Below are 14,095 nucleotides of genomic sequence, written 5' to 3'. Positions count from 1 at the left end.
CATCACCGTAGTGCAAACTTGAGTGTGGTGGAGGAAGTTAGGGGCCTGGAGTAGCGATGAGGATTAAGGAAGACCGTGTCAAAGTCAGGGTGCCCGCTACGACAGTCGATTTCGGTCCGACCCACGACTGCCTTGCAATGGCGTGTGCACTCTCCGATGAGGTAACAATCCGCGCGGTCGCTGGTGGCACTCAGGTCCGAGTCATCGACCGAACTCCCGGGGGGTCCCCAGAGCATTGGCTCAGCGCATCCGAAGTTGAGAAGCACCCAACAATCACAGCAATTCGTGGTGTCCTTGATCTGGTTGGTGCACCACAGGTCGGGGTCCACCTCACCTATCGACGGGCTATTCCCACTTCCGTTGGACTGGGGGATGTTGAGGCTGAACTCCTCGCGGGTGTGTACGGCGCGTGGACGATTCTGGGAAAGCCGCAAGCGTTGAACGAGGACGTTCTCGTTGATCTGGTCTGTAAGCTCGGGGGAAACGAGGTGCGTGCCAGAGCCGTCTTGGATGCGCCACTTGTCCTGAGGATTATGGGCGGCTCCTTCCTTCCGCTCCCGGTGGGAGAGGCGGTTCAACCTGTTGCACTTGTGCCCGGCTTCACGGACCAGGAAACGTTGGATCCAGGCCTGCTGCCGCGAGGTGTCTCATTTCCACGCTATGCCGCGAACTCTGGGCGCTCCGCTGCCCTGGTGCCACTAATCGCAGATCCTGCCGTAACCAGTGATGATCAACTGTGGCGTGACAGGCTTGTTCGTGCGACTGTCGATGACGTTCTGGAGGATCATCGTGCCTCCTTCTCCCCAGCCTCTGTCGCCCTAATACGATGGCTGAGGGAGAGGGGTAACGCGGCTTTCCTCTCTGGAAGTGGGCCCGCGGTTGTGTGTCTCTGGGACCTGGGTGCGGACGTGGTCAAGTCTGCACAGCACTCAGGTTGGGCAGTTATCGACCTCGGTGTGAGCACTGAGGGGCTGACTCTCGACGTGTGATTTCCCCCGCACGTAGAGTAGTTTTTCTTGCGCTTCGGGGATGAAAGTCCTGAAGATATGAGTACTATTAACTAGCAGGCGCGCAACGTGGCTCCCAACTGGGAACCGCAGCTCTCTTTGTTCTTAGGCTTTCGTGCCTCGCCACCGCAGATCTCACCACAAAAAGAATGTGCGTGAGCCCGCCGGTACCCACAGTTAGGAATCCTCTTCCCTTATGGAAAGTAAATCGGACGCAAGCGTTGCTTCGCTCGGAAAAATGAAGCTTGCAGAGCTTCAGAGCCTCGCCGCTCAGCAAGGCCTCAAAGGTACTTCGCGCATGCGCAAAGCGGATCTGGTAGAGGCACTCTCCCAGCCCTCGCGTAGCACTTCGGAGAAGCAGGCCACGCGGCCGCCTCGACGTGCTAATGCGGATGCCAAGAAGCAAGGTTCTGACGACTCCAACGCCAAGGGAGAGCGCCGTCAAGAGAAGGTTGCAGAGACCCGTGAGGGGCAGCCAGAGGCTGCTTCCGTGGACGTGCGTGCTGCAGTTGCCGAAGATCTTGATCGTGTTCGTTCAAGGCGCGGCGCGCAGGGCCGTGACGGTGAACGCAGGGACACTTCGGGAGGCAACAGAGGCACTGACAAGCAGGACTCTTCTTCCAACCGTGAGCAGGGCTCCACCAGCCAGCGTGACCAGGGCGCGGTTGCGCTAGATGAGATTGCGTTGCCCGAGGGCGGGGAACCCAATAGGAACCGCAACAGACGCGACCGGAACTCCCGTAGGCGGGGACGGGATCGCAACCCGAATCGCGACAGTACGACTCGCGAAGTGGGCCAGCGTGGTGGGCAGACACAAGGTCAAACACGTGGGGCCGACAGTGAACCAGTCGATGATTCACAGCTGATTCCCATTGCTGGAATCGTCGATATTCAGTCAAATCACGCATTCGTGCGTACCTCCGGTTACCTGCCGGGAAACAATGATGTTTACGTGACGTTGGGGAATGCCCGCCGTTGGGGTCTACGCGGCGGTGATGCTGTCGTCGGTGCTGTGCGACCTGCTCGTGACGGCGATCGTGGCGGGCGCAATCAACAGAAGCACAACGCCCTCGTGCGTGTCGACTCAGTCAATGGCATGACGATTGAGCAGGCGCTGGAGCGGCGGGAGTTCGCCAAGTTGACGCCCGAATACCCGCGCGAACAGCTACGAATGGAGACCACTCCCAAGGCGTTGACCTCCAGGATGATCGATCTGGTCGCCCCCGTGGGCAAGGGCCAACGTGGACTTATTGTCTCGCCCCCTAAAGCGGGTAAGACGATGATCATCCAGCAGATGGCGAAGGCCATCGAAATCAACAACCCCCAGGTCCACCTGATGGTGGTGCTGGTGGATGAGCGACCTGAAGAAGTGACCGATATGCGATCTATCGTCAAAGGTGAGGTCATTGCCTCTACCTTTGACCGTCCAGCATCAGATCACACCACGGTCGCAGAGCTGGCAATCGAGCGTGCCAAGCGCCTCGTTGAACTCGGCCAAGATGTCGTGGTTCTCCTTGACTCCATTACCCGCCTGTCACGTGCCTACAACCTTGCTGCCCCAGCGTCGGGACGTATCCTGTCCGGTGGTGTTGATGCAGCAGCGCTGTACCCACCGAAGAAGTTCTTCGGTGCTGCACGTAATCTACGTGAGGGTGGGTCGCTCACCATTATCGCCTCAGCTCTGGTTGAAACCGGCTCCAAGATGGATGAAGTCATCTTCGAAGAGTTCAAGGGAACGGGCAATATGGAACTGCGCCTCTCCCGTAGCCTCGCAGACCGGCGTATCTTCCCGGCCATCGACATCAATGCTTCAGGGACAAGGCGTGAAGAGCTGCTCCTAAAGCCCGAAGAACTGGCAATTATGTGGAAACTACGTCGTGCGCTGGGGAGCCTCGACCAAGCACAGGCACTGGAAACAGTGCTGGGCAAGCTAAAAGAGACTTCGTCGAACGCGGAGTTCCTGATGATGGCTTCCCGCACCACGTCAGGCGACTAATGACAGGAGCCGTGCCAGATCTCACGGGTGCGCCCGCTAGACCTGGACGGCTCAGAGTGACAGACTTACCTACTGGTTCCGGTTCACTGGTATCTGCCCGCTAGGGGCGGTTTCAGACCCGGGGCACTGATCCTTGAGGAGACATCATGAAGCAGGGTATTCATCCCAATTACGTGGAGACCACGGTGACATGCACCTGTGGTAACGAGTTCGTTACCCACTCCACAGTGGCCGACGGCACCATGCGTGTCGATGTGTGTTCAGAGTGCCACCCGTTCTACACGGGCAAACAGAAGATTCTGGACTCCGGTGGGCGTGTTGCCCGCTTCGAAGCACGTTACGGCAAGAAGGCCGACAAGAAGTAGCGGATGTGAAGAGCGCCGGCGATTCATTTCGTCGGCGCTCACTCATACCCTATTTCCTTCAAACTTACGGAGCATCCTGTGTCTACGCACGCCAGTCTCGAAGCCGTCGCCCCCCTCATCGCAGAATACGAAGATCTCGAAAAGCAGTTGGCAGATCCCACACTGCACTCAAACCAAGCCCGTGCACGTAAGGTGGGTCGCCGCTACGCGGAGCTGGGACGGATCGTTAAGTTGGCGCACACGCTTGCCGAGGTTGACGGTGACCTTGCCGCGGCGCAGGAACTGGCTGCCGAGGACCCGGAGTTCGCTGCCGAAGTTGAAGAGATCTCTCAGCGACGCGAGGAAGCGCTGAAAGAGCTGGTTTCCGTCCTCGCTCCACGTGATCCCGACGACGCATGTGACGTCATTCTTGAGATTAAGGCAGGTGAAGGTGGGGACGAATCCGCACTGTTCGCGGCCGACCTCGCGCGGATGTACACCCGCTATGCCGACAACAAGGGCTGGACTGTTACGGAGCTGTCGACGACTCACACGGGTCTTGGCGGCCTCAAAGAAGTGACAATCGCCGTCCGTGCAAAGGGCAACCCAACACCGGAAGAAGGGGTGTGGACCCACCTGAAGTACGAGGGCGGGGTACATCGTGTGCAACGTGTCCCCGTTACGGAATCACAGGGTCGTATCCACACTTCGGCCGCCGGCGTGATGGTGATGCCCGAGGTTGAGGTTGACGATACTGTTGAAATCGACCCGAATGACCTGCGCATTGACGTCTACCGTTCTTCAGGTCCGGGAGGACAGTCTGTCAACACGACGGACTCGGCCGTGAGGATCACTCATATGCCAACGGGGATTGTCGTCTCCATGCAGAACGAGAAGTCGCAGCTGCAGAACAAGGACGCAGCGATGCGAGTGCTACGGACCCGACTGATTGCGGAGGCGCGTGCCCAGAGAGAAGCGGAAGCTTCTGAGAAGCGCCTCAGCCAGGTACGGACAGTTGACAGGTCTGAGAGGATCCGCACCTACAACTTCCCGGAGAACCGTATCGCGGACCACAGGACGGGATTCAAGGCCTACAACCTTGATCAGGTCCTGGAAGGCAACCTTGACGATGTCATTCAGTCGGCCATTGCTGCCGATGAAGAGGCTCGACTAGAAGCCGCCGGACAGTAGTCACTGCGCTGATGCAGTCCGGCGAAGAGCAGGAGCAGTTCCTGGTGAGCCGCGGGTATTCTCGCGAAAGCGCCAGCGTCCCCGTCGAGATGCTGTTGCGCTGGGGTCGGGGAGAACTTGAGCGTGTAGGAATACCCCAGGTTGAAGCTCGGTGGCTGCTGGAATGGGCTCTCGGCGAACCACTGGGTGTCCGAACGCACGCTGGAATACGAGCAGCCGAGAAGTACCGTAGCGCGATCTCCCAACGCAGGTCCCGAGTGCCCTTTCAGCACATCACGGGAGAGATGACTTTCCGTTACCTAACCCTCAAAGCGGGTCCCGGGGTTTTTGTTACGAGGCCGGAGACAGAGACGCTTGTCGACTTAGCACTTGCTACGTTGGAACCAGGAAGCGCCGTGGTTGCGGACCTCTGTGCTGGTTCCGGAGCAATTGGGTTGGCTTTGGCCACCGAAAGGTCTGACACCCAGGTAACAATGGTTGAGATCAGCCCAGCGGCCGGCCGCTACCTAGAGACAAACACACGTCGAGTGGGCCAGTTTGCCGCCGGATCGAGGGTGCGCATATGCATGGAGGATGCCACAGGGGCTTTGGCAGGGAGTGAAGAGACTCTTGACCTTGTTGTTTCCAACCCGCCCTACGTGGGTATCGTAGATGCACCAACGCAACCGGAGGCCCTAGCAGACCCAGAGATCGCGCTCTTCGGTGGGGGAGAGGACGGATTGGTGACACCAAGAGGCATCGTCACCCGTGCGTATGAACTCCTTCGGAAGCACGGAACACTGTTGATGGAACATGGTGAAGACCAGGGGGCAGCCCTTGTCGGGCATGCTGTCAATGTCGGTTTTTACAGTGCGGAAACAGTCGACGACCTCACGGGCAGACCACGCTTCTTGAGAGCAGTAAAGTAGTGAAACGGAGGCTTTGATGGCGGTGTACAGAGATACCTTGGAGTTTCCTTCCGGGGATGAGAAGTGGTTGGAAGAAGATAGCCAGATTCGACTCCTGCGCGCTGTCACAAAGGGTGAGCTGGTTGTCTTGCCAACGGACACGGTCTACGGCATCGGTGCCGATCCGTTCTCGCATTCTGCTGTTGGTCGCCTGCTTGGCGCCAAAGGGCGTGATCAAACAATGCCACCACCTGTTCTGGGTGGGTTATGTGAGGAGCTTCTTTCGCTTCTTGATTTCACTTCTCTGGAGCAGCGGGACACGGTTGAGCAACTAGCCAGGGAGTTTTGGCCTGGGCCACTGACGATAATTGCCCCGAGTAAGGCCCAATTTGGTTGGGATACTGAGTCCGTCAATGGCACCATTGCCGTGCGGATGCCGGGCTCCGACCTTGCGATTTCGGCACTGCGTGTAACGGGGCCCCTGGCAGTTACCTCAGCAAACAGAACCGGCATGCCAGCTGCCCAAACCTTGGATGAGGCCCGCGAGTACTTCGGCGATGAAGTGAGCGTCTACATTGACGGAGGCGCGTCACCGCTGGGCAGACCCTCGACGATTGTCGACTGTTCCAGATCAGCGCCGCGAGTAATCCGCGCCGGGGGCGTGACCGCAAAGCAGATTGAAGACCTACTAGAGTCAAAGTAGTCCGTAGCGTCGGGTCAGAAGTGTCCCGGACTGTGCGGGACCCACCGCGTAGGCTGGGCAGAGATAGTTAGAGTCAGGGGGTCGAGTGCGCGTATACATGCTTGTGCTCTTGACCGCGCTGGCGGTGACGATGGTGCTGACGCCGATTGTCCGTCGCATGGCTCTAAGTTTAAACATCCTCACGCCTTTGCGCGCTCGGGACGTCCACGCACATCCCATCCCACGCCTTGGCGGTATCGCCATGACGGGTGGTGTCTTAGCAGCGCTGGCACTCGGGTATGCGATTCCCTATCTGCGCCCAATATATGAGTCCTCACCTACCCTGTGGTCGGTTGCCTTGGGGACGGTCGCCATAGCACTCTTGGGGGCGGTTGATGACGTGTGGGAGCTGGATTGGCTCACCAAACTAACAGGGCAGATCCTCATCTCCGGGGGGATGGCAATGGGTGGCGTGCAACTTCTCAGTGTCCCCATTTTTGGTGTCACAGTTGGATCTGCTTGGCTCTCTGTGCTTGTGTCAACACTGATCTTGGTCGCAATCATCAATGCCGTGAATTTCGTGGATGGGCTTGATGGTTTGGCATCCGGTGTCATCGCAATCGGCTCACTGTCATTTTTCGCATACTCATACATCCTCACAAGACTTATGGGGGCAACGTCGTATGCCACAGCCGCCGCGGTGGTTACCGTCGCCCTGGCCGGGGCATGCATAGGGTTCCTCTGGTTCAATTTCCATCCGGCGTCTATCTTCATGGGTGACTCTGGCGCAATGGTCTTGGGATTGTTGCTTGGATCGGCGACTCTGATAGTCACCGGACAGGCAAATCCGGCACTGCTCACCGAACAGTCCGTGATCACCCCGTGGATTCCAGTCATCCTCCCCCTGGCAGTCCTACTTATTCCACTTGCAGATCTGGTCATTACGCCGGTGCTGCGTATGGCGCACGGGAGAAGTCCGATGACGGCAGACCGCACGCACCTCCACGATCGTCTGCTTCTCCATGGTCATTCGCACCGCGGGGTCGTCTTGATCATGTATGCGTGGACGACTTGGGCCTGCGTGGTTGCGGTGTCGTTCTTACTAATGCCGCCACTCATAGTTCTTGCGTGGGCGCTTCCCGCGGCAGTCCTGATAGTTTTAGCGACACTCTTCCAGTTCCCCTCGGCTGCGGGTTCATCACGGCGACGCTCTCGGGGGACGGGTGTCCCCGGGGGCCGTGTCGCAGTCGACGATGGTCAGACCGTTATTTCGAGGCCGAATCTGGACCATATGTGGTCGCCCCTTAGCCACCACAAGCAGGACCCTGAGGGCAGCAGTTCTCAGGAGGGCGCCGAGGCAAAGCAATCTGGGCGTTTTCGTCCGGTTCACGCCGAATTAGTAGACAAGGAAGATGACTGATGGTCAACTCGCTTGCCGCGCGTCGCGGCCTGAAGAGGTTGAGGACGGGGATGCTCATCGGGAGCGGCGTCCTCGTACTTTTGGGACTTGCGATTGTCCTCTTTCTTTCCGGTACGCTGTGGCCCTCCGTGGTGGCAGGCGTCGGTGGGGGAGCTGTGATGCTGGTGGTGTCGTGGTTTACAACATCTAAGACGCTTGAATCTGATGATCCTTCAGTTGCGTGGATTGCCCTTGACTACATGATAAAGATCGTCCTCACTCTGGGACTTCTGGTGATGGCAAAGCAACTTGAAATGTTCAACCTTGGTGTGGTCGCAACACTGCTCATTTCAGGAATTGCGCTCACGTCCGCTGTGCAAGTGCTGGCGTTCGTGCCAGAAAAGAAGAAGACAGTTCCGTCGGAGATTGCGGACTAGTCCATGATCGTCCGGCTCACCACGTCGCTGTCCGGAGTGATGAGGATTTCTCGATCATCCGTCATGATCTTGAGGAATCCGGGGTTGCTGTCGAGGACGTACCCGTAGATCGTTTCCTCTTGAAGGACGATCTGTTCTCTCTCAACCCAGGGGGTGTCTACTGTTGAGGCAACTGCAAGCAGAGCGACACCAATCACGATACCCACGTGAGTGCCGAGTCTCGCAACCTGGCGCCTCCAGCCCTTACGCTTCGCCAGCTTCGATACCAGAATCAACAGCCCTGTGAGGGCTACCGACCAGACGATCACCCACCACATGTGCAGGGTCCGGGTCAACACGTAGGCGGTTGCGAGGAGCACGACAATGATGAACCAGTTGTTAGCGCGGGTCTTACCCAGATCCCTCTTGGAAAGCCAATAGTCCCGGTAGATGGCCAGAGGTAGGGCAATGGCAATGAGGATTCCAGAAATGGTGGGTCGCTCAAACAGGGTGCCAAGAAGAATAGAGAAGGCATCGTCAAAATTGAATGACTCAGTAAGGGAAGCCACGACGGTCCAGTTCCAGTCCGCAACTGCGAACATCCTTAGAAATAAGAGCAGCGCAACTAAGCCAACCGTTATACCTGCTTCCCCACCCGTCTTCGCGAGCCAAGAGTCCTGCCCGGGGACCTTTTCGCTATCAGGTGAGTCATCACTCTGCTCGGCCGACTTGGCATTTTGGGGCGGGGTAGATGCCAATTGGCTCACAGTTCCTCCTCCTAGTACTACCGGACGCCCCAACTAGCTCATTTCTAGTGGGCGTTCTTACTCACTTTGAAAGCCTACACATGCAACCGGTTCCCGGTTGGCCTGATAGCATGATCGTCGTCCACCTCTATACGCGGTGGTAGTTTGGGCAATTGTCTTCACAGCAGAAGGCACGAATATCTGGAGGTACGCTCTGACCACGGCAACTGTGGCCAAGCCGGCGGAGAATCGCCTGCCTGACGCTACCCACAAGACAGAGACTGCACGGAGCAATCCTGCACGGCCGCTGTGGTGGTGGCTCGGCCTGGTGCTGCTCCTGGGCGTCGTGGTTGTGACGTTCTATCCCGGCATAGTCGACGCATTTAGCCATCCGATCGAGGACGTTCACAGTCCCGGCATGGCCGACTTCTTCCCAGAAACAATCATCTGGGGTGGGACTGCTTTCGAACTAAACCGACTCACTCTGGCACGGATCATCGCTGCCGCTATTGTTGCACTCATCTTTGCCGTGACGGCTGCTGGCGTGACACTCCGCCCATCTCGCGGCCAAATGCTGATTGAACTTGGCGTGTCGTTTGTTCGCCAGAACATTGGTATCGAGCTCCTCGGGACTCGCCGCGGCAAGCGCTACGGTACGCTCCTAGCCTTCACCTTCTTCGGCGTCTTGGGAATGAACCTCACCGGTATCGTTCCGGGAATCAACATCGCAGCATCTTCTGTAATGTCAGTTCCACTGGTGTTCGCGATTATCTCGTATGTGACTTTCATCAGTGCGGGTATAAAGGCACGTGGGGGATTGCGCTTCTTCAAGGAACAGTTGTTCCCTCCCGGCATCCCGTGGCCCGTGTACTTCCTGCTCACTCCAATCGAACTAATCTCAACTTTCATCGTGCGACCCGCTACGTTGGCTATTCGTCTTCTGGCTAACATGATTGCCGGCCACATGCTCCTAGCCCTGACATACTTCGGAACCCAGGTGCTGCTGATTGGCGTCGGAGCCCTGGTTCCCGTCTCCGCACTGACCCTGGCCGCAGCCGTGGTAATGACTCTGTTTGAGATGTTCGTGGCAGTACTGCAGGCCTATGTGTTTACCATCTTGACTGCCGTCTACATCAAGATGTCAGTCGAAGCCCACTAATCCAAACAACTGATCCCAACCAAAACCAAGTAACAACAGAAGGAAGAAACGATGACCGGTTCCATCACTATTCTGGGCTACGGCCTTGCAACACTCGGCCCGGGCCTCGGCATCGGCATCCTGGTTGCGCGTACACAGGAAGCCACAGCACGCCAACCCGAGGTCGCTGGTCGCCTCTTTACGAACATGATTATCGGTGCATCCCTAATCGAGGCCCTTGCCCTGATCGGCTTCGTTCTGGCATTTATTGTCTGATGGTTGCAACCATGCCGTTTCCAGCTGAGGCCGCAGCCGTAGGTGGCCTTGATGTTTTGATTCCGCCGGTTTATGAGATCTTCTGGTCGGCGCTAATCATGCTTGGGCTGTGGTTGGTGCTGGGCAAAGCGCTTCCGAAAATCTACGGAATGATAGATGACCGCCGCGAGATGATCGACGCGGGACTCGATGCTGCCGACAAGGCGAAAGAGGATGCTTCACTCGCGAAGCGTGAGCGTGAAGAAGTTCTTCGCAAGGCGCAGGAAGAGGCCCGGGAGATCCGCGGTGACGCACAGAAGGACGCAGGCCGAATTGTGGCCCAAGGTCGCCATGAAGCCCAGGCTGAAGCAGCTCGAATTACCGAAGCTGCAAGCCGTCACATCGCCACGGAGCGCGCTGCTGCCGCAATATCATTGCGTCAAGATGTGGGTACTCTAGCGACACAGCTGGCAGAGCGCATCGTTGGCGAACAGCTCACAAATGAAGAACTGTCACAGCGTGTAATCGACAGGTTCATGAGCGATGTTGAGGCCGACTTGGCTTCGACCCCCACGGGAGCGGATGCCTAGTGGGAGCGGAACAGCAGTCGAACCTTCAGGCCGCACGCGACCTGCTTCACCGGGACATCAAGATTGGTCCCCAGGGTGAAGCAGTCGGTGCTGAACTGTTTGGTGTTTACGACACGCTGAGCCAGAACCGGCGCCTCCTGCGGGCACTGACGGACCCTGGCCGAACGCCAGTTGACCGAGTGAACCTCGCTGAGAGTGTTTTCTCCGCGCGGGTTGGCTCAGTCACCATGGCAGTGATCTCCCTGCTGGTAGGCCAGCACTGGGGTCATCAGGACCAACTGGGGACCACAATTCGTGAACTCGGCATGGACGCGTATGTTCTCGCAGAGGATTACGAGAAGAACCCCGACCTCAGCCAGCAGCTTGTGGATGCCTACGCGCTGATTGCCAGCAACCGCGACTTGCGGATTCAACTGTCTGACTTGGGGGAGGGTGACGCCGACCAGAGAGCCGCCCTCGCGGGGAAAATTTTTGAGGGCCACGTCAGCCCAATCGCGCAGAAGCTAATTATGCGGGCAGCCCACGACGTGCGCTACGGGCACCTAGTGCAACTGCTTCGGCGAATGGCGGCACGGGCTTCTGACATGAATGGCAGGGCACTGGTGGTATGTAGTACTGCTCGTCCATTGACTGAGGCCCAGGCAGCCCGGATGGCATCACTTGCTGAGCGGAAGTGGGGACGTCCCGTGGACATGGCGCAAGTGGTTGACCCATCGTTGATCGGCGGCTTCCGTCTCGATATAGGCGAGGAATCAATCGACACCTCGATCCGTACGGATATTGCCATGGCACGTCTGGCCATGGCTAAGTAGCAACAGACCTCTCTCACATGACTTGGACACAGAAGCGATTAGGAACGATCAATGACTGATCTTGGGATTCGCCCGGAAGACATTCGGGCAGCGTTGGACTCTTACATTGAGTCATTTACGCCCGTGGACGCAACGGCCGAGCAGGTCGGTCACGTTACTGAAACCGCCGACGGCATCGCGCAGGTTGAAGGTCTTCCGGGAGCGATGGCCAATGAGCTCCTGAAGTTCGAGGACGGAACGCTCGGACTCGCGATGAACCTGGAACCGACCAAGATTGGAACGGTCATTCTGGGTGACTTCTCAGGGATTGAAGAAGGTCAAGAAGTTCGCCGCACAGGTGAGGTCCTCTCAGTTCAGGTTGGCGACGGCTACCTGGGGCGCGTGGTCGATCCCATGGGTAAACCCATCGACGGCCTCGGAGAGATTACGGACCTGGAGGGACGCCGCGCCCTCGAACTGCAGGCTCCCGGCGTCATGCAGCGTAAGTCGGTGCATGAGCCTTTGCAGACGGGCCTTAAGGCCATTGACTCCATGATCCCGATTGGCCGTGGACAGCGTCAGCTGATTATTGGCGACCGGCAAACTGGCAAGACTGCTATCGCGATCGATACGATTCTGAATCAGAAGGACAACTGGGCAACGGGTGACCCCAAGAAGCAGGTTCGCTGCATTTACGTTGCCGTTGGACAGAAGGCGTCGACCATCGCTGCCGTCCGCAAGACTCTTGCTGATGCTGGTGCACTGGAGTACACGACCATCGTTGCTGCACCGGCCTCGGACCCCGCAGGATTCAAGTACTTGGCTCCCTACACGGGATCCGCTATCGGCCAGCACTGGATGTACGGTGGAAAGCACTGCCTGATTGTCTTTGACGATCTTTCAAAACAGGCAGAAGCCTACCGCGCAGTGTCACTTCTGCTTCGTCGCCCACCGGGCCGTGAGGCGTACCCGGGTGATGTCTTCTACCTCCACTCGCGTCTTCTAGAACGATGCGCGAAGCTGTCGGATGAACTCGGAGGCGGCTCCCTGACGGGTCTGCCAATCATTGAGACCAAGGCAAACGACGTCTCCGCCTACATTCCGACGAACGTCATCTCAATCACCGACGGCCAGATCTTCCTGCAGTCGGACCTTTTCAACGCCGACCAGCGCCCGGCGGTTGACGTTGGTGTCTCCGTCTCCCGTGTTGGTGGTGACGCGCAGATCAAGGCTATGAAGAAGGTTGCGGGCACCCTGAAGCTGACGCTTGCCCAATACCGTTCGATGGCCTCGTTCGCCATGTTTGCTTCCGACCTCGACGCGACCACTCGGGCGCAGTTGACACGTGGTGAGCACATGATGGAGCTGCTGAAGCAGTCGCAGAGTTCCCCGATGAGTGTTGAGGATCAGGTCGCTGTGATCTGGGCAGGCACGAAGGGATACCTAGACGACCTCGAACTCAAAGAGGTTCGCCCCTTCCAAGACGGTCTTCTGGACCACTTGCGGGCACACACAGATGTTCTGGAGAGGATCGTCGCTACGGGAACGCTCGAAGAAGATCTCGAGAGTGATCTGAAGAGTGCGGTTGAGGACTACCACCAGTCGTTTGTAGTCTCGAAGGATGGGGCAGCAGAGGGCGAAGTTGAGGCCGAGCGTACCCAAGAAGAGATCGTCCGCACGCGCGGCGGTGCGAAGAAGGACTAGGAATGGGTGGTCAACAGAGGGTCTACAAGCAGAAGATCCGCGCAACTGAAACGCTTGAAAAAGTCTTCAGAGCGATGGAGATGATTGCTGCTTCTCGAATCGGTGCCGCACGTAAGCGCGCAGTCGAAGCAGATCCTTACACGCGTGCCCTGACGGCGGCCGTTGCGGCCGTTGCGGTGCACTCGGACATCCACCATCCGCTCACACAGGAACGTTCTGATACGAACAGGGTTGCAGTTCTTGCCATTTCCTCGGACCGCGGATTGGCCGGGGCGTACTCGGCAACAATATTGCGTGAAACGGCACGGCTGATGGAAGAACTCCGCGAGGACGGGAAGGAGCCCGTTCTCTTCACCTCCGGTAAGCGGGCGGCGCAGTTCTTCAGATTCCGTGGCATCCCAATTGAGAAAGCCTGGGAGGGCGACTCGGACCGTCCGTCCGAAGAACGTATGTACGAGGTCGGTGACACACTACTCAAGTACTTCCTCGATCCAAACCCTGCAACAGGTGTGGCTGCGGTTGAAATTGTCTTCACCAGGTTCATTTCCATGGTGAAGCAGATACCTGAAATCCGCCAGATCGTGCCGCTTAGGGTCGTCGATGCTCCCCAGGGAGAAGGCGAGGGCGAAGGCGAGCTGGGCTTTGGTCCAGATGGTACGGGCTTCCCAGAGTATGAGTTCATTCCAGATGTGGACAGCGTTCTCAACACGCTACTTCCTCTTTACGTAACCAATCGCATTGCGACCGCAATGGTCCAGTCCGCAGCGTCGGAGTTGGCAGCACGTCAGCAGGCAATGCACACGGCAACAGAAAATGCCGGAGACTTGATAACCGATTACACCAGGCTTGCAAATGCGGCACGCCAGGGTGAAATAACGCAGGAAATTAGCGAAATCGTCTCGGGTGCAGACGCTCTTTCGCAGGCCAACTAGACAACACGGATTAGGCC

At 57.8% G+C, this 14,095-nt stretch carries 15 protein-coding genes; 14 read left to right on the top strand and 1 reads right to left on the bottom strand.

The window, feature by feature from the left end:
* The first annotated feature begins 56 nt into the window (after positions 1-56).
* The 8 genes from IDL90_RS09295 (at position 57) to IDL90_RS09260 (ending at position 7,943) form a co-directional block, all read left to right on the top strand.
* Positions 57-989 (top strand): hypothetical protein, encoded by a 933-nt coding sequence (locus tag IDL90_RS09295; RefSeq protein ID WP_182141987.1) that lies wholly within the window; start codon positions 57-59, stop codon positions 987-989.
* A gap of 214 nt (positions 990-1,203) precedes the next feature.
* Entirely contained in the window at positions 1,204-3,003 is a 1,800-nt protein-coding gene (rho, locus tag IDL90_RS09290) for a transcription termination factor Rho (RefSeq protein WP_182141988.1), read from the top strand.
* Between the two features lie 146 nt (positions 3,004-3,149).
* On the top strand, positions 3,150-3,368 hold the full coding sequence (gene rpmE, locus IDL90_RS09285) for a 50S ribosomal protein L31 (RefSeq protein ID WP_182141989.1): 219 nt from the start codon (positions 3,150-3,152) through the stop codon (positions 3,366-3,368).
* A gap of 78 nt (positions 3,369-3,446) precedes the next feature.
* Positions 3,447-4,538, top strand: coding sequence for a peptide chain release factor 1 (gene prfA, locus IDL90_RS09280; protein ID WP_182141990.1), 1,092 nt, complete (start codon positions 3,447-3,449; stop codon positions 4,536-4,538).
* A gap of 11 nt (positions 4,539-4,549) precedes the next feature.
* Entirely contained in the window at positions 4,550-5,446 is an 897-nt protein-coding gene (locus tag IDL90_RS09275; RefSeq protein WP_187994325.1) for a HemK/PrmC family methyltransferase, read from the top strand.
* Positions 5,447-5,462: 16 nt separating this feature from the next.
* On the top strand, positions 5,463-6,128 hold the full coding sequence (locus tag IDL90_RS09270; protein WP_187994324.1) for an L-threonylcarbamoyladenylate synthase: 666 nt from the start codon (positions 5,463-5,465) through the stop codon (positions 6,126-6,128).
* An 85-nt stretch (positions 6,129-6,213) separates the two neighbouring features.
* Positions 6,214-7,527 (top strand): glycosyltransferase family 4 protein, encoded by a 1,314-nt coding sequence (locus tag IDL90_RS09265; protein WP_182141993.1) that lies wholly within the window; start codon positions 6,214-6,216, stop codon positions 7,525-7,527.
* Positions 7,527-7,943 (top strand): hypothetical protein, encoded by a 417-nt coding sequence (locus IDL90_RS09260; protein WP_182141994.1) that lies wholly within the window; start codon positions 7,527-7,529, stop codon positions 7,941-7,943. The genes IDL90_RS09265 and IDL90_RS09260 overlap by 1 nt, the downstream gene beginning before the upstream one ends.
* Here the strand turns inward: IDL90_RS09260 and IDL90_RS09255 are convergent.
* The gene (locus IDL90_RS09255; RefSeq protein ID WP_187994986.1) at positions 7,940-8,689 is read right to left on the bottom strand and encodes a hypothetical protein; all 750 of its coding nucleotides are present in this window, start codon (positions 8,687-8,689) and stop codon (positions 7,940-7,942) included. The two genes, IDL90_RS09260 and IDL90_RS09255, sit on opposite strands and share 4 nt — an antisense overlap.
* A gap of 136 nt (positions 8,690-8,825) precedes the next feature.
* Between IDL90_RS09255 and atpB the strand changes: the two genes are divergently transcribed.
* Genes atpB through IDL90_RS09225 form a run of 6 tightly spaced genes read left to right on the top strand, consistent with a single transcriptional unit; the run spans position 8,826 to position 14,078 of the window.
* The gene (gene atpB / locus IDL90_RS09250; protein WP_316930309.1) at positions 8,826-9,827 is read left to right on the top strand and encodes a F0F1 ATP synthase subunit A; all 1,002 of its coding nucleotides are present in this window, start codon (positions 8,826-8,828) and stop codon (positions 9,825-9,827) included.
* A 51-nt stretch (positions 9,828-9,878) separates the two neighbouring features.
* Positions 9,879-10,082, top strand: a complete 204-nt coding sequence (gene atpE, locus IDL90_RS09245) for an ATP synthase F0 subunit C (protein WP_182141996.1) — start codon at positions 9,879-9,881, stop codon at positions 10,080-10,082.
* Positions 10,083-10,093: 11 nt separating this feature from the next.
* Positions 10,094-10,651: a F0F1 ATP synthase subunit B gene (atpF, locus tag IDL90_RS09240; protein WP_182141997.1), complete on the top strand. Its 558-nt coding sequence runs from the start codon at positions 10,094-10,096 to the stop codon at positions 10,649-10,651.
* Entirely contained in the window at positions 10,651-11,463 is an 813-nt protein-coding gene (locus tag IDL90_RS11735) for a F0F1 ATP synthase subunit delta (RefSeq protein ID WP_182141998.1), read from the top strand. Before atpF ends, IDL90_RS11735 begins: the two co-directional genes overlap by 1 nt.
* A gap of 51 nt (positions 11,464-11,514) precedes the next feature.
* Positions 11,515-13,146, top strand: coding sequence for a F0F1 ATP synthase subunit alpha (atpA, locus tag IDL90_RS09230; RefSeq protein ID WP_182141999.1), 1,632 nt, complete (start codon positions 11,515-11,517; stop codon positions 13,144-13,146).
* A 2-nt stretch (positions 13,147-13,148) separates the two neighbouring features.
* A complete protein-coding gene (locus IDL90_RS09225) occupies positions 13,149-14,078 on the top strand; it encodes a F0F1 ATP synthase subunit gamma (RefSeq protein WP_182142000.1) in 930 nt (309 codons plus the stop codon).
* Positions 14,079-14,095 lie beyond the last annotated feature (17 nt).

Source organism: Schaalia sp. JY-X159 (genome assembly GCF_014525425.1).
Taxonomy (GTDB): Bacteria; Actinomycetota; Actinomycetes; order Actinomycetales; family Actinomycetaceae; genus Scrofimicrobium.
Note: the sequence above shows the minus strand (reverse complement) of the source record. Positions and strands in the feature narration are given on the sequence as shown.

Excerpts from the sequence above, each read along its gene's own strand:
- IDL90_RS09295 (WP_182141987.1), top strand. The coding sequence starts at position 57 with ATGAGGATTAAGGAAGACCGTGTCAAAGTCAGGGTGCCCGCTACGACA.
- rho (WP_182141988.1), top strand. The coding sequence starts at position 1,204 with ATGGAAAGTAAATCGGACGCAAGCGTTGCTTCGCTCGGAAAAATGAAG.
- rpmE (WP_182141989.1), top strand. The coding sequence starts at position 3,150 with ATGAAGCAGGGTATTCATCCCAATTACGTGGAGACCACGGTGACATGC.
- IDL90_RS09275 (WP_187994325.1), top strand. The coding sequence starts at position 4,550 with ATGCAGTCCGGCGAAGAGCAGGAGCAGTTCCTGGTGAGCCGCGGGTAT.
- IDL90_RS09270 (WP_187994324.1), top strand. The coding sequence starts at position 5,463 with ATGGCGGTGTACAGAGATACCTTGGAGTTTCCTTCCGGGGATGAGAAG.
- IDL90_RS09260 (WP_182141994.1), top strand. The coding sequence starts at position 7,527 with ATGGTCAACTCGCTTGCCGCGCGTCGCGGCCTGAAGAGGTTGAGGACG.
- atpE (WP_182141996.1), top strand. The coding sequence starts at position 9,879 with ATGACCGGTTCCATCACTATTCTGGGCTACGGCCTTGCAACACTCGGC.
- atpF (WP_182141997.1), top strand. The coding sequence starts at position 10,094 with ATGCCGTTTCCAGCTGAGGCCGCAGCCGTAGGTGGCCTTGATGTTTTG.
- atpA (WP_182141999.1), top strand. The coding sequence starts at position 11,515 with ATGACTGATCTTGGGATTCGCCCGGAAGACATTCGGGCAGCGTTGGAC.
- IDL90_RS09225 (WP_182142000.1), top strand. The coding sequence starts at position 13,149 with ATGGGTGGTCAACAGAGGGTCTACAAGCAGAAGATCCGCGCAACTGAA.